A 26,087-nucleotide genomic window follows, 5' to 3' on the forward strand; every position below is an offset into this window, starting at 1 on the left:
GTTTAGGACTCTATCCGCTGGTCTTCGAGAGCCGAGAATCCACGGGCTGTCAAGGCGGCCCGGAGTTCCTCCCGGTCGTCAAGTGCGAGGTTGACGCCTTTAACTTCCTGCCACACCTCATGGCCACGGCCCGCAATCAGGATGGTGTCCCGGGGCCCGGCGAGTTCAACCGCCCGCCGTATCGCCACGTCGCGGGGGAAGCTTTCCATGACTGTGCAGTCCAGTCCTGCTGCTTCTTTCGCGGCCGTTGCACCGGCCAGGACGTCGGCCCGGATTGCGGTTGCATCTTCGTCGTGAGGATCGTCATCCGTGACTATGACAATATCCGCCAACCGGGCTGCAATGGCGCCCATCGTCGGCCTCTTGCCTTTGTCCCGTTGCCCGGTTGCTCCGAAAACCACTATCAGCCGTGCCTCGGTGGTAGCGGGGCGCAAGGCCTCCAGGGCACGTGAAAGGGCGTCCGGGTTATGAGCAAAGTCGACGACGGCGGCCGGGGAGGTAGAAACGAGCTGCATGCGGCCGGGAACAGACGTGCTGAAGGGGTCGGCTGTGTCCAGCGCTTGCTGCAGCCGTTCTTGGTCCACACCGGATTGGAGCACCATGATGGTGGCCAGTGCCGCATTGGACACGTTGAAGGTGCCCGGCAATCCGGTGTGCACCCGGATCTCCCTGCCATCGCGGTGCCGGAGTCTGAAGGCTGAACCAAGTCCTCGCGAAGCGGCTTCCATCACACTCCAGTCAGCACCGCCGGGCTCCTGGCCCGGCCGCGTCGAGAGCGTGACAACCGGAATGGCCGCGGTTTCCGCGAGCCGCCGGCCCCATTCATCGTCCACAGTGACCACACCGGCAGCGGCATGCGCGGATCTGAATAGCTGTGCTTTGGTGAGGAAGTAGTCTTCCATGGTGCCGTGCAGATCCAGATGATCCTGGGTGAGGTTGGTAAACCCGGCGACGCTGAAGATGACGCCGTCCACCCGGTGGAATGAAAGGGCGTGCGAGGAGACCTCCATGGAAACTGCGTCCAGCCCCCGCTCCCGCATCAACGCGAGAAGCGCATGCACGTCGGTCGATTCAGGCGTGGTGAGCAGGCTGGGGATGGGATCGCCGCCGGCAAGGATCTCAATGGTCCCGATCAGCCCGGGGGCCAGGCCAAGGCTTCTGAGCAGGGCATTGATGAAGTAGGTGGTCGTCGTCTTGCCGTTGGTGCCCGTCACTCCAAAGAGGGTGGGCGCCCCCTCTTTCCCTGCGCCGGTCCCGTACACGTGAGCCGCAAGCGTGCCTACCAGCGAGCGAGGGTCCTGGGCGATCAGCACTGGCACTTCAATGTCTGCCGAGAGCGCGAGTTGCCGCGCACCGGCGTCGTCCGTTATGACGGCCACGGCTCCTGCGGCAGCCGCTTGATCGACAAAATCGGCGCCGTGCCGGGTAGCACCCGGCAATGCCACATAGACGTCTCCGGATTCCACTGACCGGGAGTTGAGGGAGATCCCGGTGACGGGGATGGATCTGGAGGTCTCGGGGACTACAACGCCTATTTCCTCCCCTAAGCTTCCAAGCGCAACAGCGGCGACGGAGGAAGGGCGGAAGGAGCCGCGCGTTGTGCTTTGCCGGCTTGTATCATCCCTGTGGGGGTGGTCCTGGCCAGTGTTGGCGGCATGGGCATTGAGCTCTGACAAGTGGATCTCCGTTGGTGCTAGTTGATCACACCCCTCGCGAGAGAGTGTGCCCCCAAATACATGCGGTTGTGGACGTGCTACTTGGCGTACTGCGGCAGCCGGGCGGGCTCACCGGTGGACGGCGGGACGTTGTAGGTCCGCAGCGTCTGGCTCATCACGGAACGGAATACCGGACCGTTGGTGATTCCGTAGATGCTGCCCTTGGGCCGTTGCAGGACCACTTCAACAATAAACCGCGGATTGTCCATCGGCGCCATTCCGACCATGGACGCCGTGTAGCCGCAATAGCCGGACTTGCCATCGTCACAGGGTGACTCCGAGGTTCCTGTCTTGGCTCCGACGCGGTAACCGTCGATGGCCGCATCCTTGATCTGGCCCTCGGTTACGGCGCTCTCGAGGATGTCCCGGACTTGTTGGGCAGTTTCCTTGGAGACGACCTCCCGTTCCGGTTTGGCGGGCACCTTTTCCTCAGTGCCGTCAGGACTGAGGTAACTGTCGATCAGCCTTGGCTGCAGCATGACTCCGTCGTTGGCGATCGCCTGGTAGGCGCGGACGGTCTGAAGGGTTGACTGCGAGACGCCCTGCCCGAACAGAACCGTGTACTGCTGCCGGTCATCCCATTGGTCAGCAGGGGTCAAAATTCCCTTGGCTTCTGCTGGCAATCCGATGTCAGGCGCCTCGCCGATTCCGAATTTTTTGAGCCAGTCGTAGCGTTCCTGCTTGGTCAGCCGCTGACCTGCCATAACTGTTCCGGTGTTCATGGACCAGCCGAGGATTCCGGCAAGGGTGCGCTCCTCGGTGCCGTGGTCGAAGGAATCTGTGAAGTTCTGCCCGTCCACGGTGTACGACGGCGGAATGGTGAACTTGTCGAGAGGGCTGGACTTACCTTCCTCGATCAGCGCAGCAGCAGTGATCGTCTTCTCCACTGATCCCGGCTCATACGCCGCCGTAACGGACCTGACACCGCGGTCCTCGGCCGCTACTTTCCCGGGATCATTGGGGTCGGGGGCATTTGTGTCCGCCATAGCCACAATGTTTCCCGTTTTGATATCCAGCACCGTAATGATTCCCCATTCCGCGCTCAGCTTGTCCTTCTGGCTTTGGATTGCCTGCTGGGCAAAGTACTGGAGATCTGAATTAAGCGTCAGTTTGATGTCCTTGCCGTCCTGGGCAGGAGTGAACTGGTCCACGCCGACGGGAATCCTCAATCCGTCGGCTCCAATTTCAAAGAGCCGCTTGCCCGCGGCGCCTTTCAGGATTTCATCCTGCGTCTGCTCCAGGCCCGCCTGCCCTGTTGTTCCGTCTTTGAGGAAGCCGACGATTCCACCAGCCACTGACCCGTTAGGGTAGACGCGTTTGCTGGTTCCCTCGGTTACGATCCCAGGAATCCGCAGCTTGGAAATCCTGTCTTCGACGTCCGGCTTCAAATCCTTGGCGACTATGTAGTACGGCTTCTGCCCCGTCAGCTGATCTTTGAGCTCCTCTGAGTCCCTGCCCAGTACGGCGGCGAGTTCGGAGATGCCTTGGTCGCGGGACACCTCCACGTACTTTTCCTCGCCGTTCACGGTTTCCAGGCGGGGGAACGACTGCGTTTTCGTGTTGACCCGCTGGTCCACCACCACGTTGTAGCGGATGACGCTGCTGGCCAGAACAGTACCGTTGGCATCGAGGATGCTTCCACGCTCAGCTGGAAGCACCGTCGGCTTGAGTCTGTTGTTCAGCGCTGCCTGGGCCAATCCCCCGGCGTCCAGGCCCTGAACCAGGAAGAGCTTGCCACCCACCACAAGGAGCAGGGAGAGCATCAGGCCCAAACCCAACCGCAGGCGCCTCGTGGGGCTCGCCACTTTCTTAGCTGCCGACTTGCCGGTGCTTCGCGCCACAATCGAATCCTTGCTGGTTATCGGTGGGCGGTCTGCGCCGTCCTTGGCCGGGATGTTCTACTGACCGGGCATCTTCTGCTGCGGTGCCGGCACCGATCCCCCGTGAAGCTCAGCAGCAGGTGCGGCAGCAACCGGAGCAGGAGGTGCTGCGGCCGGGGCAGGCGGCCCTGCCGGGGCTGCAGAAGCGGAACCGGATGCATCTGGCGCAGTTTCAGGCTTCCGGGCTGCGAGCGGCTCATTCGCGCTCGCTGGCGGAACTACTGCAAGCTGACCGGCAACCGCGGGAGCGGCGATAACCGCGCCAGGATTGGCACCCTTGGCAGCCGGCGATGCCTTTCCCGTGACGCGCAGGTTGGACAAGTCGATCTGGCCTTTGCCTGACGACGGGACCATGCCCAATTCCGTTGCTTTCGCAGCCAGGTTCTGTGGAGCATCGTAATTCTGCACCTGCTGCGTCAGATCCTGGTTCTGCTTCATCAGGCTGGACTGCTCGCTTTTGAGCCGCACCAGCTGATACTGCGATGTTGAAACCGAGATGTTCAGCACAAGGACAACCATGAGTGCAACGGCCAACAAAGCGAAGCACAACACGACAAACGGGGCGCGTCGTTTGGACGGCGTGGAGCGTACAACGGACAAGGGAGTCCGGGGTTTGGTCCCCTGGCTTGGCTTAAGCCCTGTCAGCGCCCTGTGGCCCAGAGCATGGGCGGAGCTGCCGGAGACAAGTGGAAAGTTCTTGGCGGCTGCAGTGCTCATGCTGATCTCCTGGCTCTGATACGTTCTACTGCGCGCAACCGGGCTGAGGCCGCACGCGGGTTCTCGGCTATCTCATCCGCAGTAGGCACCTCGGTGCCCTTTGTAAGGGTCTTGAGCTCAGGTTTGTGCTGCTCAAGCTCAACTGGAAAACCGAGCGGTGCTGACGACTTGGAGCCTCCCTGGAAGACAGCCTTGACGATCTTGTCTTCGAGGGAGTGATAAGACATAACCACCACACGTCCCCCCACAGCAATCGCTTCCACAGCGGCCGGAACAGCACGTTCAAGCACTTCCAGTTCCTCGTTGACCTCAATTCGGAGCGCCTGGAATGTTCTCTTGGCGGGGTGACCCCCTGATTTTGCGGCAGAGGAGGGCACAACAGAGCGGATCTGCTCGACCAGCTGCCCGGTGGTCTCGAATGGCTTTTCGGCCCGGGTAGCCACGATCCGGTTTGCGATCCGGCCGGCGAATTTTTCTTCGCCCCATTTGCGGATGATCCGCACCAGATCCTCTTCGCTGTAGCCGTTGACGACGTCAGCCGCTGTCTGGCCGCGGCTGGTATCCATGCGCATGTCCAGCGGGGCGTCGAAGGAGTACGCGAATCCGCGCTCCCGTTCGTCGAGCTGCAATGACGAAACTCCCAGATCCATCAGGATCCCGTGGACTTCCTCCACACCGAGGTCCTGCAGGACCTGAGGAATCTCATCGTAGACAGCATGGACCAGATCGGTACGGGACAAAAAAGGTTTCAGCCGCTCACCCGCAAGAGCGAGTGCCTCCTCGTCCCTGTCTATGCCAATCAGGTGGAGGTCGGGGAAGCGCTGCAGCATCGCTTCCGAGTGTCCGCCCATCCCGAGGGTTGCATCGATGGCCATGGGTGTTTCTCCGCGTTGCCGTGCAGCTTCGAAGCCAGGAGCCAATAAATTGATGCACCGGTCCCGCAGGACCGGCACATGGCGTTCGGACGTAGGTTTCGCCTGGTCTGGATCAGTCATACCTTCGTCCTTCCTTGCCATGGTCCTTGCGTAGCGCTTCTTGAGCCAGATCCCCATCCGCGCCTATCGTCCTGTCCGCCTGGCTTCGGGGAAGTAAGCCAGGAGGACCAGCCGATGGGCGGCTGGAGATCTCGTTCAAGAAACGTGATGGGGTCGTTCGAGCCCGGGACTCAAAGAATTCCCGGAATGGGGTCGTCGGTTTCTGAGAAGGAGGTCTCCTTCTCAGCCAGGTACTCATTCCAGGCTTGGGCATCCCAGATCTCCGCACGGGATCCGGCTCCAATAACCGCCAGTTCCCTGCCGAGCCCTGCATATGCCCGGAGTGCGGGAGGAATAGTCACGCGCCCCTGCTTGTCAGGTACCTCGTCCGAGGCTCCAGAGAGAAAGACCCGGATGTAGTCACGAGCCTGCTTGGAGGAAATTGGCGCCTCCCGCATTTGCTCGTGAATTCTTCCGAACTCCCGCTCACTGAAGACGTAGATGCAGCGTTCCTGGCCTCGAGTGAGAACCAAGCCGCTGGCAAGTTCCTCGCGGAACTTCGCTGGGAGGATGATGCGCCCCTTTTCGTCCAGACGCGGTGAGTGCGTGCCAAGAAACACCTGGCCCCACCGCCCGTCTGTCGTTGGAAGCTGCACGTCCCCTGTGCTGCCACTACCCTCTTACATCCTCCACTTTACTCCACATTCCCCCACAGTCAACGCAACACGGTTGAATCCGAGGGGTTTGTCAAGGGCAACTTCCGCGGAAATCCACGGGTTTTGCTGCATGGGGAGAAGTGGAGGAACCATTGCCCTCCCGAAGCCGGGAAGCCTTAAAAGCAAAAGGACCCGACTGTTCGGGTCCTTTATCTTGCCCTTACCCTGTCACGCGATACCTCGTGTGGGGGAAAGTGGGGAATCAGCGTGGGTCAGGTGTCGCCGCGTCTCCGCTCGTCCCATCGTTCTTCCAGGCCGTTCATGAATGAGCTGCGGGGCTTACCAGGCTTCCGGCCCGGACGGCCCTTCGCGCTGCCGCCGGATGATCTCCGCATGGTGGCGAAATAGACGCCCGCGCCCATGACAACGAACCCCAGGACCCCTACGAAAATAATCTGTACTGAAACGCCGATTAACAGCAGCAGAACACCGGCAAGGGTTGCCAGCACGCCAATTACCATGTGCCGGGTAGACCATGTTTTGCCAGGATCCGAGCCCATGGAACTGGCAAACTTTGGATCGTCCTCATGCAGCTGCTTCTCCAGCTGCTCCAGCAGCTTCTGTTCGTGCTCCGAGAGCGGCATCACGACCTCCTTAAGTCGGCCAGCGTCGGGACTGTTCGCGGCCCTTTGCCTCTTATCCCACAACGTCCAACGTGCGTCTGAGGTTCCCGGCCACCGTCTGTGGTGAATTCGGGGAACATCAAGTTGATCGAGGGGGTGTCGGGGGCTTCAGGCTGCGAGTTCAATATGTCCAGACGTTCGAAATCTATGTACCTCTAAGGATAGTTTGTTGGGCGCGGTTCTGAAAGATACCGGCGGGGGGCCTGTGGTACCGGCAGACGATGGACGGGAGCCCTGAAGCACTTATCAGTGCGGATGATCCTCGGGGCCAAGGAGCCGCGCCGGAAGGAGGGATTTATTGCCGAATTTCCGGGTTACGAGATCCAGCGCTTGCTCGGCGGAACGCCAGTTGTCGTCCCGCCGGTCCAGGCTGAGTTGCAATGCCGTCTGCCCTGTTTCCTCAAGGTGCTCGGCACGCACCCCTATCAGCCGGACGGACATGGGACGATTGCCGAGGGAATCCAGCAATTGGCCCGCCACGCCATAGAGGAGTTGGGCACTGTCTATCGGGGTGGTCACGCTTCGGCTCCGACTAATGGTGGAGAAGTCAGCAAAGCGGAGTTTCAGGGCCACCGTCCTGGCCACCAACCCCGCACTGCGCAGCCGGGCTGCCGTCCGGTGTGAAAGCCTAAGCAACTCACGCCGGAGAATTGCGTCGTCGGCGGTATCTTCGGCGAAAGTCTCCTCGGCACCGATGCTCTTTTCCACCCTCACCGGGGTTACCTCGCGGGGATCTATTCCCCAGGACAAGCGGTGAACGTGTTCCCCGGATACTCCCAGGACCTTCTTTAGCGATTGAACAGGGGTTGCTGCTACGTCAGCCACCGTCCTGATGCCCATCCGGGCAAGGACCTCCACTGACTTCGCTCCCACACCCCATAAAGCATCCACGGGGAGGCTGTGAAGATAAGGGATGGTCTCCTCCGGCGTAATGAGGAGGAGCCCGTCCGGTTTGCATCGCGTCGAAGCTATCTTGGCCACGAACTTGCTGGCGGCAATTCCGACGGAAGCGGTAATACCCAACTCCTCCTTGACCCGGCGTCGGATAAGTTCCCCGATATCCCGGGGTGAGCCGAGCCGCCGGATGGCCCCGCCGACGTCCAGAAAGGCCTCGTCGACACTCAGCGGCTCTACAAGCTCGGTGATGGATTCGAAAATTCCCATCAGCTCAGCTGAAACTTCATAGTAGAGCTTGTGGCGCGGCTCAATGATCACCGCGCGTGGACACATTCTTTGGGCCACCACCATCGGCATGGCGGACTTGACTCCGAATGCCCTCGCCTCATAGGAGGCCGACAGCACAACAGAACGATCAGCAGGATGCCCGACAATCACCGGTTTTCCAACGAGTTCCGGGCGGCTCCGGAGCTCAACAGAAACAAAAAAGGCGTCCATGTCAACATGCATAATGCTGCTGCGCCGGAGTTCCCGAAGGACTGCTTCGGGCGGCTGAAGGTTCTTGTCCGGCACCACAGCTCAATCCTAGTCGGGGGGACTGACTAAACTGGAGGCTGAATCCGGCGTCGACCCTAGAAGGAGTACCTGTGAAGGGTATGGGAAAGCTGAAACCAACAGGCCTTGCACTATTGGCAGCCGCAACACTGATTGCCACGGCAGCCTGTACTCCCACGGCTCCCGATAACGGCCCGTCCCCCGAGCCATCCAGCTCGAACCAAAGCGCCACACCAACGGAAACAGCGACGGCGACAGGGTCCGCCGCTGCCTCCCCGGATCCTTCTGCTTCGCCCTCACCCTCCGCAACGGTCGGAGCCCTTGTCGAAGGATTTCCCTCAAAACTGCTGCCGCTGATGCCGGGAGCAAAAGTGGTTTCGAGCAGTTTTGATAAGACCGGAACCCCCGCGACTGCAGCGATAGTCGGCAGCGTTGGCGCCCCCGCCGCAGACGTCCTGGCCTTTTACACCAAGGAGTTGGAAGCCCAGGGCTTCAAAGCCATCCCCGGCGAGTCGGTAGAAACAGTCACTTCCAAAGACTTCCTCAGGGGTGAGAACGAAACGATCAATGTGGCGGTGGTTCACAACGGAGGGGTGTCAACCTTCACGATCGGCGCCAACGTCTCCCCTGAGTCCGCCAAGTGACAACAGCAGAGCAGCTGCGACTCGAGCAGACGGCCTTTGTGGCCGCCGTTGCCGGCAAGCTGAATGACTTCCTGACCTCGCGGCAAAACATCATGTCCACCATTTCCCAGGACATCGACCCGCTCATGGGCTCTATCGCCAACCTGGTGACGGGCGGCAAGCGGCTGCGAGCGCTGATGTGCTACTGGGGGTGGCGTGGGGCCGGCGGAAATGCCTCCGCCTCAGAAGTCGTCACCGCCGGATCAGCCCTCGAGCTCTTCCAGGCCGCTGCCTTGATCCATGACGACATTATCGACCGATCGGATACCCGGCGCGGCGGACCCAGTGTCCACCGCCGCTTCAGCCAGCTGCATGCAGATCAGGGCTGGTCACTGGACAGCGAACGCTTTGGACACGCTGCGGCCATCCTGACCGGAGATCTTTGCCTTTCCTTCAGCGAAGAGTCATTTACAGACATCGGGGAAAGGGCAGCCTCGGGAAGCCAAGCCCGGCTGATCTTCAACCTGATGCGGGCTGAAGTCATGGCCGGCCAGTACCTGGACATCCTGGAAGAGGTGGCCGGACCGGTGCGGGACCGTGCGGGTGCCGTGACCCGGGCCCAATCAATCATTAGGTTCAAATCCGCAAAGTACTCCACCGAACATCCGTTGGCACTGGGCGGAGCTTTGGCCGGAGCCTCCGAGGAATTGCTCCGCGGGTACTCGGCCTTCGCCCTTCCGCTGGGAGAGGCTTTCCAGCTGCGCGACGACGTCCTGGGCGTCTTCGGGGATCCCGTGACTACAGGTAAACCGGCCGGGGATGATTTGAAGGAAGGCAAACGGACCGTCTTGGTCGCGTTCGCCTTGGATCTCGCCACACCTGAGGAGTCGGCCTTTATCGATTCACGTCTTGGCCGTCCCGACCTTACCGATGAAGACGTTGCGGAGATCCGACGCATCATTGTCGATTGCGGGGCATTGCAGGCAACCGAGGTGCTCATCGACGAGTTTGGTGCCGCAGCCTTTGCGGCCTTGGATCTGCTCCCCTTGGAGGACCTTCCCAAGACCGCATTGCGGAAACTCGCTGAAGCCACGGTCAGCCGGGCAGCCTGAGCCGGATTGCACCCAGGGCACCCCGGCTTCGAGGGCAGTTACCAGGCCATTGTCTGGGCCCTGCGGCGGATTTCCGTCTTACGGCCTTCGCGCAGGGCGTCGATGGGCCGCCCACGAAGGGATTCGTCGGGAGTGAACAGCCAGGTAATAAGCTCTTCGTCTGAATATCCGGCGTCGGACAAAACGACGATAGTTCCCTTCAGGCTTTCAACTGCATGGCCATCCTGAATAAATGCAGCGGGAACAGACCGGATTCGCCGATCCCCAACTCTGAGGGCGGCCAATGCTTTTTCATCGAGCAGGCCATGCACTTTGGTAATTGACACATCAAGCAGCTGCGCCACATCGGGCAAGGGCAGCCATTCGCCTACAAGGCTTTCTACATTACTCACGGATCAAGGTTGCCATGGCAGGAGCCACTGCGCCTAGTCAGGGCGCTCCTGATGGGTACTCAGGGCACGGCTTTCTCCAGCGACACTCCGGAAATTCCCGAAAAACCAATTTCCTTCAATTCTTGTGCTAAATGACAATTCGTGAGAGATTCACATTGATCACATTAGTAACAGCACTATCATTAGTCACAGAAGTATCACAGGTAACAGAGGCCTCGCAGTATAAAAAGCCGCCTAGAAGAGGATTTCCCATGACGACGTTTCCATCGCCAAAGCAGCAGCCAAGGACGAGTTTTCCGGTAATTGCCGCTACTACGGCTGCCCTGCCCGCCGTCGTCCTTTCTTCTTTGGCACTCGCGCAGCCAGCTGCTGCAGAATCCCGTCCCAAGGCGATCCCGGCAACCCTGGCTGCGGCAATGCAAGCGCAGGCAGTGGCCGCCCAGGAAAAGGCGTTGTCAGCAAGGGCCGGCACCATTCCCGCTGGGGCGGTTTCAACCACTGTCCCCTCTGCCTTCCGCCCTTCCCAGCAAGAGGCACCTCCCGAGTACACCGTGGCAAGGGGCGACACGATCAGTGCAATTGCCGGTCGGTACAACCTGAACACGTCCGCCGTTCTCGCGTTGAACAATTTGCAGCCGAACACCATCATTTATCCTGGGCAGAAGATCAAGCTCAATGGCACGGCTTCCCCTGCGCCCACGGCCAAAGCGCCCGCTTCCAGCCCTGCTCCCGCACCAGCGGGCGGAAGTGTTTACACAGTAAAATCCGGTGACACCCTCAGCGCCATCGCTGCCAGGCACGGGGTAAAGCTGTCCGATGTCCTCTCTTGGAACGGGCTCCGTATGACGTCGATCATCCATCCAGGCCAGAAGGTAACAGTGGGGGCCGGCGCTAACGCTCCTGCGGCACCAGCACCGGCACCGGCACCAGCCCCGGCTCCCGCACCTGCTCCATCCGCCCCGGCTCCTTCCAGCCCTGGTTCATATACCGTCAAAGCGGGTGACACGTTGTCGGCCATTGCTGCCAAGCACGGCGTGAAGCTCTCGGACATTCTTTCGGCGAACAAACTGACAATGAGCAGTGTCATCTATCCCGGCAACAAACTGGCAATCCCGGGGGCGGCTCTGCAGCCGGCAGGGAACGTCGCACCCGTGACACCCTTGGTCCCCAGCACCTTCCTCGGATTCACATACCCTCCTGCCGTGGTCAGCTCCGCCAATGAGAACAAGGCACTCCTGAACGCATCTCCCGTGCCGTCCAGGGAACAGATGCGCTCGATCGTGGCTGATACTGCGCGTCGGATGGGCGTGGATCCCGCGTTGGCTCTTGCCTTCGCGCACCAGGAGTCAGGATTCGACCAGCGGGCAGTCTCACCGGCCAACGCCATCGGAACCATGCAGGTCATACCGTCGTCGGGACAGTGGGCATCGGATCTGGTGGGCAGAAAGCTGAACCTGCTGGACCCCTATGACAACGCGACCGCCGGGGTGGCAATAATCCGCCAGCTGACCAAGACCAGCAAGGACCTCGACCATGCCATCGCGGGCTACTACCAGGGTCAGTACTCCGTCAGTAAGAACGGAATGTACGAGGACACTAAGAGCTACGTCGCCTCAATCAAGGCTCATCAAAAGAACTTTTCCTGATTCCGTCAGGGCCTGATCAGCCCCGGGGCAATTCAGATCGAAAGGGTTCGGGTCGCATGTCGATTCGGACCCTTTCTTCGCACCAATTAGGATCGTAGGGTGCAGGAACATGGCTCGGGCAATCTGGTAGGAACGCTGGTGGACAATCGCTACCGCGTGAAGTCCCGGCTGGCACGCGGCGGAATGTCCACGGTTTACGTGGCCACTGACCAGCGGCTGGAGCGGGACGTGGCCCTGAAAGTGCTCCACCCGCACTTCGTCAGCGACGACACTTTCCTGGACCGGCTGGCGCGCGAAGCCAAGGCAGCGGCCAAACTGTCCCATCCGCACGTGGTTGGCGTTCTCGATCAAGGCACTGACGGCCAGACTGCCTACCTGGTCATGGAATACATCAAAGGCCATACACTGCGGGACATCCTCAACGAAAAGGGCGCCCTCTCCCCCCGGCTGGCTTTGGCCCTGATCGATCCGGTGGCGGAAGGACTGGCAGCCGCCCACTCAGCAGGATTGATCCACCGCGATATCAAGCCGGAAAACGTTCTGATTGCCGACGACGGCCGCATCAAGGTCGGCGACTTCGGACTTGCGCGTGCCGTCACAACGTCCACCAGCACCGGAACCCTGATCGGCACCGTGGCATACCTGTCCCCCGAGCTTGTGTTGGGCAAGCCCGCCGATGCCCGCAGCGACATCTACTCCGTCGGGATCATGCTCTACGAGATGCTCACGGGCAAGCAGCCGTTCGAGGGAGATGTCCCCATCCAAGTGGCTTACCAGCATGTCCACGGGACAGTTGAGCCACCGTCGCTCCAGGTTCCCGGCCTGGCATCGGAAGTGGACGAGCTTGTCCAGTGGTGCACCGCCGGTGACCCTGAGAACCGGCCAGTAGACGGAAATGCACTGCTTTCTGAACTACGGCACATCCGGACCAATTTGAGCGACGCGGAACTGGATCTACAGCCCCCGGCCGCCCGCAAGGACAATGCCGCCGTCGCACCAGGAATGGCGGCCGCACCAGGAACGACGGAACCAGTCGCCCGGCAAGAGGCAACTGAAGTAGTTATCGGGGCCGCACAACCGACCGAAATTATTGCCCGCACCAACAATCCCACCACTGTACTCCCGGCCGGCATGGCGCCTGCCGCTTCGATGCAGACGTACGGGGCCGCCGGCTCGCGTGCGGATTCCATACTTCCACAACAGCCGCTGAGTAAGCGTGAGCAACGGAAGCTGGAGCGGGACGATGAGCGTGCCCGCAACCGCGCCGCAGCCACTCCCGTCCGCAGTTTGCGCGAAGGCAACCCTCGGCGCCGCGGAGCGTTATGGATTGTGGTTCTGGTTATCGCGGCTTTGCTTGCAACGGGCGCTGGCTGGTTCTTCGGCATGGGCCCGGGTTCACCTGGCACGATTCCGGAGGTAGCCAACAAAACGGTGGCGGAGGCCCAGCAATTGCTGGGCACGGCCGGTTTTCAGTCGAACACCAAGGACGTGTTCGACGACGACGTGCCGTCCGGTTTGGTGGTGGGATCTGATCCCGAAGCCGGGCTGGAGATCAGGAAATTCCAGCCGGTTGCCCTCTTCGTCTCAAAAGGACCCCAGCTCTTCCCCCTGCCGGAGATGACAGGGCGCTTACTGGAAGAGGCCAAGTCGGCCCTGAACGAGGCCGAAATGGCTCTGGGCGCCATCACCGAGAAGTTTGATGAGACAGCCCCGGCAGGAACAGTCCTGACGCAGGACCCTGCCGCCGGAACTGCAGTAAAAAGGGGAACGCCTGTCAGTTTCACCGTGTCCAAGGGGCCCCAGCCCATCCCTGTACCGGATGTACGGGGGAAATCCCAGGACGATGCCGTGAAGACGCTTGAGGCAGCTGGCCTGAAGGCGGTTATCGCGCCTGAGACAGTGAACGACAGAACCGTACCCAAGGGAGCCGTTGCGGCCCAGACACCGGCCTCAGGGACTTTGACGAAGGGCCAGTCGGTAACGCTGACAGTTTCCAAGGGACCGAAGCTTGTGCAAGTGCCAAGTTTCATTGGCAAGCAGGCGGATGTCGCTCGTGAAGCCCTCAAAAAGCTGGGCTTCGAGGTCCGGATCAACAACGTCCTCGGGGGTTTCTTCGGCACTGTAAGGGATCAGGACCCGGTCAACACTGAAGTTCCCGAAGGCTCCCTGGTAACACTTACGGTTGTCTAGCTGTATTTCCCCGAGACGTTTCGAACGCGCGACGAGGGGACGTCGCAGTCGATTCCTGAGTGCGGGCGGTGATGGTTGTAGTGGTGCAGCCAGCGCGGATAGTCCGCCGCGCGAGCCTCGTCCGGATCGTAGGCGGTGGCGTAGGCCCATTCGGCGGCCAGGGTTCGGTTGAATCTCTCGACTTTTCCGTTCGTCTGTGGCCGGTAAGGGCGGGTGCGGCGGTGCTTAATCCCGTCGAGGGCGTCCGCGAAGGCCTGTGATCGATAGGAGGAACCGTTGTCGGTCATGACGGCGGTGACTTGGACGCCGTCCTCGGCGAAGAACGCGCGTGCGCGCCGCCAGAACGCGGCCGCAGTCTCCTTCTTCTCGTCGTTCAGGATCTCGGAGTAGGCGAGCCGCGAGTGGTCGTCGACCGCGTGGTGGAGGTAACCGTAGCCGCGACCCTGCTTCTGATTGTTCCTTGCGCCGGCCTGCCGCCCTAGGACACGGTGACCGCCTCCACCGGGGATGCGCCCAAGCTTCTTGATGTCGACGCGGACCAGCTCGCCCGCTTTGCCCTTCTCGTAACGGACCGGTTTGTTCTTGCAGACGGGGAGTCCGGTGGCTTGGGCAAGTTGGGTGAGCAACGGCATCCGGTACCGATCGAGCACACGTCCGACCGTAGATCGCGGGATACCGAGGTGATAGCCGATCCGAGGTGGACCCCAATGGCAGGTGAACCGCAGAGCGATGATGCGACGTTCGATGTGTTGGCGCGTGCGGGCCGGTTGCCGATGCGGGCGCGAGCTGCGATCAGTAAGCGAAAGTCCGGCCCGGTACGACGCGCCCATTTTGAGACGGTTGACGGTGAACATTGGAAACGGTCCGCAGCCCGACGTACCGGCCATCCTTTGTCAACGATCAGCGAAGCGAGCCTGCGTCGGCCCTCTGCAGTAAGCGGTGCGTTCGCGTGTGTCATCGGCTACCCGCGGCGTCCACGTTGATCACGAGAAACCGCTGCAACGCCTCGGCAATCGATGCATCCTCCGTTCGCCGTTGCCCAAAAAGCAACCCGAAGAGGATGCCGGTGAAGAAGTCGATCAGATCTAATGCAGCTCCGTCAGCATCGCTTCCGCCGAGCGCGACAAGCAGCTTCGTGGCCAGCTCGCGGGAGACCAGGCAACCCGCCAACTGCGCGCGCAACTCGGGATCGCCTTCCACCTCCGGTAGCAGCGAGAACACCGCGAGGGCGTCATCGCGGCGAAGACCAGCGAGTAACAGAAGCTGACCCTCCATGAAATTTGCAGCCGTGCGCGGCGTGACCGTCAGTGGTAAGTGCGACTCGTCGAAAGCCGCGCGGGAGTTTTCCCTTACGCGCCCGATGGTCGCAACGACGAGGTCGCGACGGGTGCGGAAGTAGTACGACGTGGACCCCGTCGCGAGGCCGGCCGCCCTGTCGACGGCCTGGTGAGAGAGCGCGCGCGCACCCCCCTTGGCGAGCACAGTGATCGCATGGTCGGTGATCAACGGACGCCGGTCCCCGGGTCTGGCCATCTAACTCTCCTCATTACTCTATAGATATAGAGTAACGAAGTATGAGACTGGGCATCCACCGACGAACCGCGAACGAACCAAATAAGATTGCGAGTGCAAACAGCAGCCCCTTTCATGCCGCTATCAGTGGCTCAGGGCTCAAGTTCGATAGCGCGCAGATCGCTGCCATCGGCGCGCTCAGCACCCCAGCGCGCCACGGCTACTACCTCTGGGGGGACGTGGGGCGAGGCAAGAGCCTGATCAGCGAGACTTACTTCGCGACCATACCCAGAGACCATAAGCGCCGCTTTCACTTCCACGACTTCTTTCGTGACCTCCATGCCCAGATCACACGTGAGCGCGAGCCTCTCGACAGATCGCTACGGCGACTCATCGGGAACGCCCGTGCAGTATTCTTCGACGAGTTCCACGTTCACGACGTCGCAGACGGCGTCTACCTGTCTGCCACTCTCAAGAGTTTGCTCGATGACGGCATACTCGTCCTCGCGACATCGAACTACGCGCCCGAGGATCTCATGCCTAACCCGCTCTACCACGAGCACTTCCGGCCCGCGATCAACATCATCCGCACCGAACTCGACGTCGTACACCTCGGCGAAGGCCAGGACTACCGCCTGAAACTTGCGGCGGCGACTCGAGGCTTCGGTACAGGAACTTGGCGCACGCAAATACCTGTTGCGGACGGCACCCCCGCCATCGAGCTCAACGCTGCCGGCCACATCATCAGCGCCCGCAGCATTGAAGACGATACTGCCGTCTTCACGTTCAGAGACCTCTGCGCGCAACCCCTCGGAGTCAGCCAATACCTCTGGTTAGCGGAGCGCCTTCGCACAATCACGCTAACGGCCGTGCCTGATCTGGCCACCGTCGACCGGGACCCACTCGCGCGATTCGCAAACCTCATCGATGTCCTTTACGACCGAGACATCCCACTGCACGTCTTCGCGGCTGGCGAACCCAACCGCCTGGTGGAAGCGTCCGAACCGCCACGAGACGCGAAACGAATCGCCAGCAGACTCTCAACGCTCAAACCCGCTTAGGCGTGTTCTCTCGTTCGCAACGTCTCGGGGAGCTACATCTAGCCGGCGCCGCTCGTACAAACCTCAGCGGTGGATGCCCCCGCCGGCTTGGTGCAAGCCGCTACGGGGGCCCTACAGGTGCTACCGCTTGGACAGTGAACCCGCTACGAGGAATGCCATCTCGAGGGACTGCATATGGTTCAGACGGGGATCGCACACCGACTCATAGCGGTCCAGGAAAGCTTCCTGATCAACCGGGTCAGCACCACCAAGGCACTCCGCCACATCGTCACCCGTCATTTCGACGTGGAGGCCACCGGGAATTGTTCCGAGGCTGTGGTGAACCTCGAAGAACCCGCGGACCTCGTCAATAACGTCGTCGAAGTTGCGCGTCTTGTAGCCGTTGGGTGAAGTGACCGTGTTCCCATGCATGGGGTCGGTAACCCAAAGGACCTGGGCGCCGGAGGCAGTGACCTTCTCCACCACTGCGGGGAGCTTTTCGCGGATATTTCCCGCGCCCATGCGGGTGATGAAGGTCAGCCTGCCGGGTTCCCGGTTCGGGTCCAGCTTGTCGATGAGCCTGAGGGCGTCATCACCGGAGGTGGACGGGCCAAGCTTTACCCCAATGGGGTTACGGACCCGCGACAGGAAGTCGATGTGGGCGTGATCGAGCTCCCGGGTGCGCTCCCCAATCCACAGGAAGTGGGCTGAAGTGTCGTAGGGCAGGCCGGTCCTTGAATCGATGCGGGTCAAAGCCCGCTCGTAGTCGAGGAGCAGTGCCTCATGGCTGGCGAAGAACTCAACCCGCTTGAGCGCCTCGAAGTCGGCACCGCAGGAGGCCATGAACTGGATTGCCCGGTCGATGTCCCGAGCGAGGGACTCGTAGCGTGCGTGGGCCGGGTTCTCCGTGAATCCTTTGTTCCAGTGGTGAACCAGGCGGAGATCTGCAAACCCGCCCTGGGTAAAGGCACGGATCAGGTTCAGGGTGGAAGCCGAGGTGTGGTAGGCCTTGAGCATGCGGCTGGCATCGTGTCCACGGGACTCGGGCGTGAAGTCGTAACCGTTGACAATGTCCCCGCGGTACGCCGGAAGGGTGACGCCATCGCGGGTTTCATCGTTGGACGAACGGGGCTTGGCAAACTGGCCGGCCATGCGGCCCATTTTGATGACAGGAAGCGCTGCACCGTAAGTGAGCACCACTGCCATCTGGAGGATCGTTTTCACCCGGGCGCTGATCTTGTCTGCCGTCGCTGCCTCGAAGGTCTCAGCGCAGTCCCCGCCCTGGAGGAGGAACGCCTTGCCTTGGGCGGCGGCAGCCAGCCGCTCGCGAAGGACGTCCACTTCACCGGCAAAAACGAGCGGCGGCAGCACTGACAGTTCCCGGACCGAGCTGTCGAAGACGGCCTTGTCCTGCCAGCTTGGCTGCTGGGACACCGGAAGGTTCCGCCAGTTGTCCAGTCCCGGATAGTCAGCAGCACCGCTTTGGGCGGTAGCTGTCATAGCGCTACCCGGCAATGATGCGCCGGAAAGAGATACGCCGGATACGGGAAAGGCAGATTTTGAAGATAGCTCAGTCACACTACAAGAGTAGTGGCCGCTGAACTGATCGGGGCACAACAAACGTCATTCGCACCGAGAGTACCGTCACACTTTTGCTTCGCCGGGCGCAGCGTCGCCCGCGCCGTCGTCCTTGCCGTTGGCCGTGCTGCCTTCTGTGCCGTCATCAGTGTTGGTTGCCGGGTTATCCGCCGTGCGGTCGTCGTCGCCCTTTTCCTTGGCTTTTGCCGCGAGCGCAAGCTTCACGGTGGCGGCGTACTCATCCACGTATTCCTGACCCGAAAGCCTCATCAGCTCATACATGATCTCGTCGGTGACGGAGCGCTGGATGAGCCGGTCGTCCTCAAGTCCGTAATAGCGGCTGAAATCCAGTGGCTCCCCGAAGATCATGCCGATCCGGCGGATGTGGGGCATTCTCTTGCCTATCGGCTGCACTTTGTCGGTGCCGATCATGGCAACAGGGATAACCGGGACGCGGGCCTGCAGCGCCAGCCTCGCGACACCAACCTTGCCGCGGTACAGCTTCCCATCGGGGCTGCGGGTACCTTCGGGGTAAATCCCCAGGAGCCCGCCACCGGTCAGGACATCCATCCCTGCGTTAAGGGAGAGCGCGGATGCTGCGCCGCCTGACCTGTCCATGGGCAACTGGTTGGTCAGCCGGAAAAACAAAGCCGTGAGCTTTCCCTTCAGCCCGGTACCCGTAAAGTACTCCGATTTAGCAAGGAAAATCACAGGCCGCGGAACCATCAACGGCATAAAAATAGAGTCGGAAAACGATAAATGGTTCGAAGCCAGGATGGCCGCGCCTTCGTGGGGAATGTTGTCCAGACCCTTCACCCAGGGACGGAACAGCAGCTTCAGAACCGGACCCAGAAAGATCCTCTTCATGACCCAATAGAACACGTGTCGTACCTCTCCGGAGGGCGCGGGCCCACCCTGTTCCGGGTGTGACCGGGACTTCAGTGCAACCCTACTCTAGTGAGATTTGTCCCCAACAGTGACACGATGGGCACATGACAGAAAGCAGCCATCCGCCGGTGCCGGCGGCTTTCAGCTACCCGGGTCACGGGCCCAATGCGAGAATCGGTATTGCTGTCTGCCATGGCTTCACGGGCAGCCCCCTCAGTGTCCTGCCCTGGGCCCAGCACCTCGCCGCACAGGGCTTCGCGGTCTCGGTTCCCCTGCTTCCCGGGCACGGCACGCATTGGCAGGACCTCGCCCGCTCCGGCTGGCGGGACTGGTACGGCAGCTACGAGGCCGCTTATCTTGAGCTGGCGTCCCGGACGGAGTCCTGCTTCGTGGCTGGGCTGTCGATGGGCGGTGCGATCGCCCTGTTAGTGGCCTCCCGCCACAGCGTGAAAGGCGTCGCGGTAGTTAATCCGGGCTTGACTTTCTATGACCGCCGGGCCCGCTACGTGGGGATCCTCAAGTACTTTCAACCAACAACCGTTCCCATTGAAGAAGAGAATCCGACGGCGGCAGCGACTCAGGACGGTGACTACTCGCGCACACCACTCGCTGCCGTGCACCAGTTGAGGAAGCTTTTCACGTCCGCCATCCGGGGACTCCCGCGGATCACCGCCCCTGCATTGGTGTTCAAGTCCGAGAAGGACATTGTGGTGCCGCCTTCTTCCCTCGAATTGATCCGACACCGTTTGGGTACACAGCGCCTTGAGGTGATCCCGCTGGCGGGAAGCGGCCATGTGGCGACCCTCGACGTTGACGCCCCCGTGATCTTCGAACGGTCAGTGAAGTTTTTCCTGGAGAATGCGGCCAAGGAAGTATCCTCGGAGACATCATGAGCAGCTTCCCGGATCACAGCCCGTTTATCAGCCCCTTTACCGGCGACGGACCTCGAGTAGGTGTTGCCCTGTCCCACGGCTTCACCGGAAGTCCGCATGGAGTGCGTGCGTGGGCCACCGCCTTGGCTGAACAGGGGTACGCCGTCAGAATTCCCCTTCTGCCTGGCCACGGGACAAGCTGGCAGGAACTGGCCCGGACACGTTGGCAGGCCTGGCATACTGCTTATGATGAGGCCTACCGCGAACTCGCCGGCGAGTGCGACTACGTCTTCGCTGCCGGGCTGTCCATGGGCGGCGCCTTAGCCCTGCGTGTTGCCGCAACGCGGCCCGTTGCCGGCACCATCCTCGTTAATCCCGGACTCGTCATTGATGATCCCCGGGCTCCGTTTGCCGGCATTCTCAAGTACGTCCTGAAGAGCACCCCTGCGATTGCCAATGACATTCTCAAACCAGGGATCGATGAGGGTGCCTATGCCCGCACGCCTGTTGCCGCCGCCCACGAGCTGAACAGGATGTTCAAGGACACTGTCCGGCTCCTGCCCCGGATAACAGCCCCGGTCCGTGTGTTCCGCTCCACCGTTGATCACGTAGTCTCCGATACCAGCATTTCAGCGCTAAGGCGTGGACTGACGCAGGCATCGTTGGAACTGACCATGCTGGAGAACAGCTACCACGTAGCTACCCTTGATAACGACGCCGACAAGATCTTCCACGGTTCGGCTGCTTTTATCCGGGACGTCCTCATGGCTTCCAACGAGCGAACATCCCCCCGCGCACCTGAAGGGCAGCTTCCATGACAAAACCTGATGCCAACTCGCCGGATCCGGGTACCAACCCGGACGACGCCGCATGGCTGGATCTGGTGTCAAGGCTGGAGCATGGTGACACGGAGCCGCCCAAGAGCGCCGGCACAGACGCATCCACGCGGCCCTTCAGCGATTTTGACCCGCTGGGACTCTCTGGCACTGCGCCCACGGAGCCGTCCGCCGCTGAACGCCAACTGGCCGCCGGGGCGCCAGGCCACACGGACGACGTCGGCAGGCAGGAGCCAGGTGGTCCCCGCGACTATGACGTGGAAGATGAGGATCAGGGTTTCGTACCTGATGAGCCGCCGAGCCTTGCCGGCGTCGATCCGTTGACCATGCTGGCCTGGGTGGGGGCCATAGGCGGCCCGGTGGCCTTGTTGCTCGCCGCCATGTTTTGGCGTTCCGCACCGCTCCTGGCGATTCTGGGGATCGTTGCGGTATTCGTTGTTTCAGTGATCTACCTGATCATGAAGCTGCCCACTGATAAAGACGAATACGACGACGGCGCCCGGGTCTAGATCGCCCGAGTCCAGTTTGCCCGCTCGCTGGTTATCCAGCAGGGGCCCGCTAAGTTTTTTAACATGGCTCCGTTAAGTGCCAGCCGTGTTTGCGTGAGTCCTAGCCATGCATACGGCTGCTGACCCGCGAAAGATCGGCCGCGCCAATCAATCCGGCGTTCGGCCCCAGGGCAGCCAAGGCAATTTCGGCGGCGGGCCGGAAGCCCCGGCCGGTGAGGTTTCGGGCGAAAGCTTTGCGGGCAGGGGCCACCAGCAGCTCACCGGCATCGCAGAGGCCTCCCCCGATCACGAACTTCCCTGGATCCAGGGCAGCGGCCAGGTTGGCCAGCCCCAATCCCAGCCATTCCCCTACGTCCTCCAAGAGTTCGCGGGAGGTGGCATCGCCCGATTTAGCGAGGTCGGTAACGATGACACCGGTAATGTCTTCCACGGCACCGTCCACAGCCTTCAGAAGTTCCTGGGCAACCGGGGAATTAGCAGCGGCCAGTTCCCTGGCCTCGCGGCCCAACGCATTTCCGGACGCATACTGTTCCCAGCAGCCCCGGTTTCCACACTCACAGCGGTGGCCACCAGGCATGATGATCTGATGGCCGAACTCCCCCGCTACCCCGAAACGTCCACGTTCGACCCGGCCGTCCATCACCATGGCCCCACCGATTCCTGTTCCCAGGGTTATGCAAACCAACCGGCTCTGACCTTGGCCCGCCCCGAACCGCCACTCGGCCCAGGCGGCGGCATCGGCATCGTTGGTCAGCAAAACAGGCCGTCTGAGGAGCCTCTGGAGGTTCTCCCTCACCGGCTCGTTCCGCCACGCGAGATGCGGACTGAACAGCACCGTCCCGCCGTCGAGGTCCATCCAGCCGGCAGCGCCGATACCCACCGAACGGATCCGGTGGCCTTGTCCCAGTTCCTCTACCAGCTCTACGATCACGTGCTCAACAGCCCGGGGATCATTGCCGGGAGTGGAACGTCGCGCCTGGCTGAGGATCCTGCCTTCTGCATCCACGACGCCGGCCGCCACTTTTGTGCCCCCTATGTCCACGCCGATGGCCAGGCCCCTGCGGCCCAGCCTCAGGTGTTCCCGGAAACCAAGCCCGGAGATACCCGACAGGACTGAATCCTGACGGTAGGGCTTTGGACTCCGCCAGGCTGCCGTCCTGCGATAGGGTCTGGACGAGGGGGCGGGCGGGACTGTGTGCATGGGTCCACTCTATTAGCCCTGAATCCCGGGGCGCGCAGACCACGCTGCTCGTGGCCTGGATGCCGTTAATCATAAAGTTACCCGCCAGTAGGATAAATAGGGCCCACTCTTGAGGGGCTCGTATTAGTCTTAGATCACCCCCTTGCGGGCTTATGGATATCAAAGGAGCTATCGTGCGCGAATACAGTGTTCCGCCCCTGGTGAATGTGCCTACCGAAAGCAACATCACAGACCTCGTGCTGCGTCAGGCAGCCAAGGCATCGAACCCCTCGCTGTTTTCGCGTCTTGATTCCGCGGGGCAGTGGCAGGACATTAAGGCAACGGACTTCCTGACGGATGTTGCCGCCCTCGCAAAAGGCCTCATTGCCAGTGGAATAGGAGCTGGTGACCGCGTCGGAATCATGTCGCGCACGCGGTATGAGTGGGCCCTCGTAGATTTTGCCATCTGGTTCGCCGGCGGCATTTCGGTGCCGATTTACGAGACATCTTCGCCTTCGCAGGTTGCGTGGAACCTGGGCGACTCGGGAGCCGTGGCAGCATTTGGCGAAGCTGCACACCACGAGGACATCATCCGGCAGGCGGCCTCTTCCGAAGGCCTGACCACACTGCAGCACGTGTGGCAGCTTGAAGGACGGGGCCTTGATGAGCTCCGTACGGCCGGTACGGGCGTCAGCGACGAGGAGCTGGAGGCACGGCGTAGCCAGGCACGCCTGACCGATATCGCCACCATTATCTACACGTCCGGAACAACAGGGCGGCCTAAGGGCTGCGAGCTGACCCATGGCAACTTTGTGGAGCTTTCCGAGAATGCACTGGCGACATCCATCAGCCAGATCGTGAACGAAAACGCCAAGACCATCATGTTCCTTCCCTTGGCGCATGTGTTCGCACGGTTCATCTCCGTCCTGGCGGTGGCTGGCGGCGTTACCGTCGCCCACACCCCTGACATCAAGCACCTGCTCCCCGATCTCCAGAGCTACCAGCCCACCTTCATCCTGGCCGTGCCCCGCGTCTTCGAAAAGGTCTACAACTCCGCGCTGACCAAGGCAGAGGACGGCGGAAAGGGCGCCATCTTCCACAGGGCTGCAGACACTGCAATCAAGTATTCCCGTGCCAGGCAGGAGGGCTCCGTAGGTTTGGGGCTCAAACTCCAGCACGCCCTGTTCGACAAACTCGTCTACAGCAAGCTTCGGGCGGCCATGGGCGGACACGTTGCACACGCTGTTTCGGGCGGCGGCCCGCTCGGCGAACGCCTTGGGCACTTCTTCCAAGGCATCGGCCTCCAGATTCTTGAAGGATACGGCCTCACGGAGACTACAGCCCCTGTCTCGGTCAACACCCCCGATCTGATTAAGATCGGCACCGTAGGCGTTCCGATTCCCGGGAATACGGTGAAAATTGCCGACGACGGCGAGATCCTCGTCAAGGGCGTCTGCGTTATGCGCGGCTACTACAAGCGCGAAGACCTCGCTGCGGAGACTTTCGTGGACGGCTGGTTCCGCACGGGTGATATCGGTCAGCTCGATGAACAGGGCTTCCTGACCATCACCGGACGCAAGAAGGAAATCATCGTCACTGCCGGTGGCAAGAACGTTGTCCCGGCATTGCTTGAAGACCAGATCCGGGCCGACGCTCTTGTTTCACAAGTACTTGTAGTGGGTGACAACCGGCCGTTCATCGGGGCCCTGGTGACCTTGGATGAGGAAGCGCTGCCCGGCTGGCTCCAGCGCCACGGCTTGCCCGCGACCACCACACTCCAGGAGGCATCTGAGAACCCTGTGGTCAAGGCGGCTGTCCAGGAACTGATTAACCATGCCAACGCCTCGGTTTCGCAGGCCGAAGCCATCAAGTCCTTCCGGATTGTTCCCTCGGACTTCACTGAGGCATCAGGGCACCTGACACCCTCCATGAAGGTAAAGCGGGCCCAGGTCATGAAGGACTTCGATTCCGTCATCGACGAAATGTACGCTGCTCCCCGGCCCACCCACGCGTAAACGGCAAGTTTAGGCGTTAGCGATCAGCCTGCTCAGGCGTGGAGCCTGGGCAGGCTGACCAGCGTCACTGCGATGAACTTCAGCTTTGCTGAAGCTCCTCCACCACCAGCGCCGCCAGTTCAACTGCGGCTGCCCTTGTGGCAGGCCGCAGTTGGCGGAGATCGATTTTGGATCCTTCTGCCAAATGACGGTCGTGGGGAATCCGCACCACGTTTTTGACCCGGGACAGGAAATGCTGTTCTATCTCATCGATGTTGACCAGGGTTCCCGCTCCGGCAGCCATATTGATCACTACGGTAGCCTTCGCCACCAGGTCGTGGCGTCCGTGGGCTTCAAGCCAGGACAGCGTTTCCGAGGCTAGCCTGGCTTCGTCCACGCTTCCGCCTGAAACCAGCACCACTGCATCGGCTTTTTCCAGAGTTCCCTTCATCACGGAGTGAACCATGCCCGTTCCGGAGTCGGTCAGAACGATTGAATAGTAGCGGCCCAGAATATCGGTTACTGCCCTGTAGTCGGCGTCGTCGAATGCATGCGCCACCATAGGATCGGCGTCCGAAGCAAGGATGTCCAGGCGGGAACCGTCCCGAGCTGTGTAGTTGGACAGCTGGGCGAAGGAGTCTACGGTAAATCGGTCTTTGACCAGTTGGCGTGCGGTGAAATCCGCTCGCCCAGGGGACCGGTCCGACAAAGTGCCGCGATCAGGATTGGCATCCAAAGCTATAACGCGGTCCTCCCGCAGCTCTGCCAGGACCATTCCCAAAAGGGTGGTAACGGTGGTTTTACCGACACCTCCCTTACGGGAAAGCACCGGGACGTAGCGTGTCCTTTCGCCCAGACGTGAGGCGATGCGGTGCTCCGTGGCCCTTTGGATGCGTACCTTGTCCGAGTCCCCGAGATTGACGTAGCCCATTGTTGCCTTGTAAATCCACAGACGCCAGCCGCCCACAGGAGTGGCTGCAGTCTTGTTCAGGAGGCGGTCAGCTGTCAGAGATGCTGCTGACTCCGGCCCCTCTGCCCTTTCCCTCCGCTCGCTGATGGGCTCGCTGGTGGGCTCGCTGGTGGGATTGTTCAGCTCGGCCGTGGAAACCTCCGCAGAGGTCTCCACAAGTGGGGCTTCCGAGGAGGCGTCTGCCACAGGGCCGGTGTCACTGGTGACATGCTGGAAGGGACCGGCCGTGGCAGAAGGCATTCCCTCAGAAGTGGTCGCCGGAATGGACAATGGGGTGAAGGACCCGAGGGAATCGGCGGACGAAAACTCGTGGCCTTGCGGCACGGGCACGATGGAGATCTCATCGTCCTGCATGGGGGCGACGGAGGGCGTTTCCTGCCCGCTCCCTTCACCTGCAGGTGCGGCAGGTTCCAATGACGCCTCAGCTGCAGGTGCAGCAGCCGGCACACCGGCTGGTAGCGATGACGTTTCGCCTGCGGCGAGTAGAGCAACGTCCTCGGCGGGAGCCTGCTCTGGCGTGGGCGGCCGTTTTGCAGGCGGTTTGGGTGGAGCGGCGGCCTTGGTCCTCGGACTCCGGGCAGGCTTGGGAGTTGGCTTGGGCGTGTTCGTCTCAGTCATGACTTCCCTTTTGGTTTGGAACAGGCTGTGGGGGCGGTACAAGAACCGCC

Annotated in this window: 22 protein-coding genes and 1 pseudogene; 9 read left to right on the forward strand and 14 right to left on the reverse strand. The window is 61.3% G+C overall.

All coding sequences use genetic code 11. The annotated features are described in order from the left end of the window. Positions 1-2 precede the first annotated feature (2 nt). From M1E02_RS13345 to dinB, 7 genes are all read right to left on the reverse strand, one after another. Positions 3-1,676, reverse strand: a complete 1,674-nt coding sequence (locus M1E02_RS13345; RefSeq protein WP_479374738.1) for a UDP-N-acetylmuramoyl-L-alanyl-D-glutamate--2,6-diaminopimelate ligase — start codon at positions 1,674-1,676, stop codon at positions 3-5. Between the two features lie 77 nt (positions 1,677-1,753). Beyond that, positions 1,754-3,556, reverse strand: a complete 1,803-nt coding sequence (locus tag M1E02_RS13350; RefSeq protein WP_479374739.1) for a peptidoglycan D,D-transpeptidase FtsI family protein — start codon at positions 3,554-3,556, stop codon at positions 1,754-1,756. Positions 3,557-3,613: 57 nt separating this feature from the next. Continuing rightward, entirely contained in the window at positions 3,614-4,312 is a 699-nt protein-coding gene (ftsL, locus tag M1E02_RS13355) for a cell division protein FtsL (RefSeq protein ID WP_479374740.1), read from the reverse strand. Beyond that, positions 4,309-5,307: a 16S rRNA (cytosine(1402)-N(4))-methyltransferase RsmH gene (gene rsmH / locus M1E02_RS13360; RefSeq protein ID WP_479374741.1), complete on the reverse strand. Its 999-nt coding sequence runs from the start codon at positions 5,305-5,307 to the stop codon at positions 4,309-4,311. The genes ftsL and rsmH overlap by 4 nt, the downstream gene beginning before the upstream one ends. A gap of 170 nt (positions 5,308-5,477) precedes the next feature. Next, positions 5,478-5,906 (reverse strand): division/cell wall cluster transcriptional repressor MraZ, encoded by a 429-nt coding sequence (mraZ, locus tag M1E02_RS13365; RefSeq protein WP_247045223.1) that lies wholly within the window; start codon positions 5,904-5,906, stop codon positions 5,478-5,480. 308 nt (positions 5,907-6,214) lie between these two features. Then, entirely contained in the window at positions 6,215-6,586 is a 372-nt protein-coding gene (locus M1E02_RS13370) for a DUF3040 domain-containing protein (protein WP_479374742.1), read from the reverse strand. 285 nt (positions 6,587-6,871) lie between these two features. After that, on the reverse strand, positions 6,872-8,032 hold the full coding sequence (dinB, locus tag M1E02_RS13375) for a DNA polymerase IV (RefSeq protein ID WP_479378154.1): 1,161 nt from the start codon (positions 8,030-8,032) through the stop codon (positions 6,872-6,874). A gap of 137 nt (positions 8,033-8,169) precedes the next feature. On the opposite strand from dinB, the gene M1E02_RS13380 reads away from it, so the two are divergent. Both M1E02_RS13380 and M1E02_RS13385 read left to right on the forward strand, forming a co-directional pair. Continuing rightward, positions 8,170-8,721, forward strand: coding sequence for a hypothetical protein (locus M1E02_RS13380; protein ID WP_479374743.1), 552 nt, complete (start codon positions 8,170-8,172; stop codon positions 8,719-8,721). Continuing rightward, positions 8,718-9,812, forward strand: a complete 1,095-nt coding sequence (locus M1E02_RS13385) for a polyprenyl synthetase family protein (RefSeq protein WP_479374744.1) — start codon at positions 8,718-8,720, stop codon at positions 9,810-9,812. The genes M1E02_RS13380 and M1E02_RS13385 overlap by 4 nt, the downstream gene beginning before the upstream one ends. A 38-nt stretch (positions 9,813-9,850) precedes the next feature. Here the strand turns inward: M1E02_RS13385 and M1E02_RS13390 are convergent, their stop codons facing one another. Then, the gene (locus tag M1E02_RS13390; protein ID WP_309105620.1) at positions 9,851-10,204 is read right to left on the reverse strand and encodes an Rv2175c family DNA-binding protein; all 354 of its coding nucleotides are present in this window, start codon (positions 10,202-10,204) and stop codon (positions 9,851-9,853) included. 251 nt (positions 10,205-10,455) lie between these two features. Between M1E02_RS13390 and M1E02_RS13395 the strand changes: the two genes are divergently transcribed. Then, positions 10,456-11,850 carry a LysM peptidoglycan-binding domain-containing protein gene (locus M1E02_RS13395; protein WP_479374745.1) on the forward strand — a complete coding sequence of 465 codons (1,395 nt, stop codon included), beginning with the start codon at positions 10,456-10,458 and terminating at the stop codon, positions 11,848-11,850. 99 nt (positions 11,851-11,949) lie between these two features. Next, positions 11,950-14,040 carry a Stk1 family PASTA domain-containing Ser/Thr kinase gene (pknB, locus tag M1E02_RS13400; protein ID WP_479374746.1) on the forward strand — a complete coding sequence of 697 codons (2,091 nt, stop codon included), beginning with the start codon at positions 11,950-11,952 and terminating at the stop codon, positions 14,038-14,040. Here pknB and M1E02_RS13405 read toward each other — a convergent pair. Both M1E02_RS13405 and M1E02_RS13410 read right to left on the reverse strand, forming a co-directional pair. Then, positions 14,037-14,998 (reverse strand): annotated as a pseudogene (locus tag M1E02_RS13405) (IS481 family transposase). The gene pknB and the pseudogene M1E02_RS13405 sit on opposite strands and share 4 nt — an antisense overlap. Continuing rightward, complete coding sequence (locus M1E02_RS13410; protein WP_479374747.1) at positions 14,995-15,573, reverse strand: TetR/AcrR family transcriptional regulator; 579 nt, start codon at positions 15,571-15,573, stop codon at positions 14,995-14,997. The pseudogene M1E02_RS13405 and the gene M1E02_RS13410 overlap by 4 nt, the downstream one beginning before the upstream one ends. A gap of 41 nt (positions 15,574-15,614) precedes the next feature. Between M1E02_RS13410 and zapE the strand changes: the two genes are divergently transcribed. Then, positions 15,615-16,613, forward strand: coding sequence for a cell division protein ZapE (gene zapE, locus M1E02_RS13415; RefSeq protein ID WP_479374748.1), 999 nt, complete (start codon positions 15,615-15,617; stop codon positions 16,611-16,613). A 120-nt stretch (positions 16,614-16,733) separates the two neighbouring features. Here the strand turns inward: zapE and M1E02_RS13420 are convergent, their stop codons facing one another. Further along, on the reverse strand, positions 16,734-18,092 hold the full coding sequence (locus M1E02_RS13420) for a class II 3-deoxy-7-phosphoheptulonate synthase (RefSeq protein ID WP_479378155.1): 1,359 nt from the start codon (positions 18,090-18,092) through the stop codon (positions 16,734-16,736). Between the two features lie 144 nt (positions 18,093-18,236). Next, positions 18,237-19,052: a lysophospholipid acyltransferase family protein gene (locus M1E02_RS13425; protein WP_479374749.1), complete on the reverse strand. Its 816-nt coding sequence runs from the start codon at positions 19,050-19,052 to the stop codon at positions 18,237-18,239. A gap of 110 nt (positions 19,053-19,162) precedes the next feature. On the opposite strand from M1E02_RS13425, the gene M1E02_RS13430 reads away from it, so the two are divergent. Genes M1E02_RS13430 through M1E02_RS13440 form a run of 3 tightly spaced genes read left to right on the forward strand, consistent with a single transcriptional unit; the run spans position 19,163 to position 21,275 of the window. Further along, positions 19,163-19,951, forward strand: coding sequence for an alpha/beta hydrolase (locus M1E02_RS13430; RefSeq protein WP_479374750.1), 789 nt, complete (start codon positions 19,163-19,165; stop codon positions 19,949-19,951). Beyond that, positions 19,948-20,748: an alpha/beta hydrolase gene (locus M1E02_RS13435; RefSeq protein WP_479374751.1), complete on the forward strand. Its 801-nt coding sequence runs from the start codon at positions 19,948-19,950 to the stop codon at positions 20,746-20,748. Before M1E02_RS13430 ends, M1E02_RS13435 begins: the two co-directional genes overlap by 4 nt. Next, on the forward strand, positions 20,745-21,275 hold the full coding sequence (locus M1E02_RS13440) for a DMT family transporter (protein WP_479374752.1): 531 nt from the start codon (positions 20,745-20,747) through the stop codon (positions 21,273-21,275). Before M1E02_RS13435 ends, M1E02_RS13440 begins: the two co-directional genes overlap by 4 nt. Before the next feature lie 100 nt (positions 21,276-21,375). Here M1E02_RS13440 and M1E02_RS13445 read toward each other — a convergent pair whose 3' ends face one another. Then, positions 21,376-22,476, reverse strand: coding sequence for an ROK family glucokinase (locus tag M1E02_RS13445; RefSeq protein WP_479374753.1), 1,101 nt, complete (start codon positions 22,474-22,476; stop codon positions 21,376-21,378). Between the two features lie 173 nt (positions 22,477-22,649). On the opposite strand from M1E02_RS13445, the gene M1E02_RS13450 reads away from it, so the two are divergent. Then, a complete protein-coding gene (locus tag M1E02_RS13450) occupies positions 22,650-24,470 on the forward strand; it encodes an AMP-dependent synthetase/ligase (protein ID WP_479374754.1) in 1,821 nt (606 codons plus the stop codon). 79 nt (positions 24,471-24,549) lie between these two features. Here the strand turns inward: M1E02_RS13450 and M1E02_RS13455 are convergent, their stop codons facing one another. After that, positions 24,550-26,037 carry a MinD/ParA family ATP-binding protein gene (locus tag M1E02_RS13455; protein WP_479374755.1) on the reverse strand — a complete coding sequence of 496 codons (1,488 nt, stop codon included), beginning with the start codon at positions 26,035-26,037 and terminating at the stop codon, positions 24,550-24,552. Between the last annotated feature and the right edge of the window lie 50 nt (positions 26,038-26,087).

Source organism: Arthrobacter sp. Z5-13 (assembly GCF_056499105.1).

Coding starts and splice junctions, on each gene's coding strand:
- ftsL (WP_479374740.1), bottom strand. CDS start 4,312: ATGAGCACTGCAGCCGCCAAGAACTTTCCACTTGTCTCCGGCAGCTCC.
- rsmH (WP_479374741.1), bottom strand. CDS start 5,307: ATGACTGATCCAGACCAGGCGAAACCTACGTCCGAACGCCATGTGCCG.
- M1E02_RS13370 (WP_479374742.1), bottom strand. CDS start 6,586: ATGCCGCTCTCGGAGCACGAACAGAAGCTGCTGGAGCAGCTGGAGAAG.
- dinB (WP_479378154.1), bottom strand. CDS start 8,032: ATGCATGTTGACATGGACGCCTTTTTTGTTTCTGTTGAGCTCCGGAGC.
- M1E02_RS13395 (WP_479374745.1), top strand. CDS start 10,456: ATGACGACGTTTCCATCGCCAAAGCAGCAGCCAAGGACGAGTTTTCCG.
- M1E02_RS13410 (WP_479374747.1), bottom strand. CDS start 15,573: ATGGCCAGACCCGGGGACCGGCGTCCGTTGATCACCGACCATGCGATC.
- zapE (WP_479374748.1), top strand. CDS start 15,615: ATGAGACTGGGCATCCACCGACGAACCGCGAACGAACCAAATAAGATT.
- M1E02_RS13420 (WP_479378155.1), bottom strand. CDS start 18,092: ATGACAGCTACCGCCCAAAGCGGTGCTGCTGACTATCCGGGACTGGAC.
- M1E02_RS13430 (WP_479374750.1), top strand. CDS start 19,163: ATGACAGAAAGCAGCCATCCGCCGGTGCCGGCGGCTTTCAGCTACCCG.
- M1E02_RS13435 (WP_479374751.1), top strand. CDS start 19,948: ATGAGCAGCTTCCCGGATCACAGCCCGTTTATCAGCCCCTTTACCGGC.
- M1E02_RS13440 (WP_479374752.1), top strand. CDS start 20,745: ATGACAAAACCTGATGCCAACTCGCCGGATCCGGGTACCAACCCGGAC.
- M1E02_RS13445 (WP_479374753.1), bottom strand. CDS start 22,476: ATGCACACAGTCCCGCCCGCCCCCTCGTCCAGACCCTATCGCAGGACG.
- M1E02_RS13455 (WP_479374755.1), bottom strand. CDS start 26,037: ATGACTGAGACGAACACGCCCAAGCCAACTCCCAAGCCTGCCCGGAGT.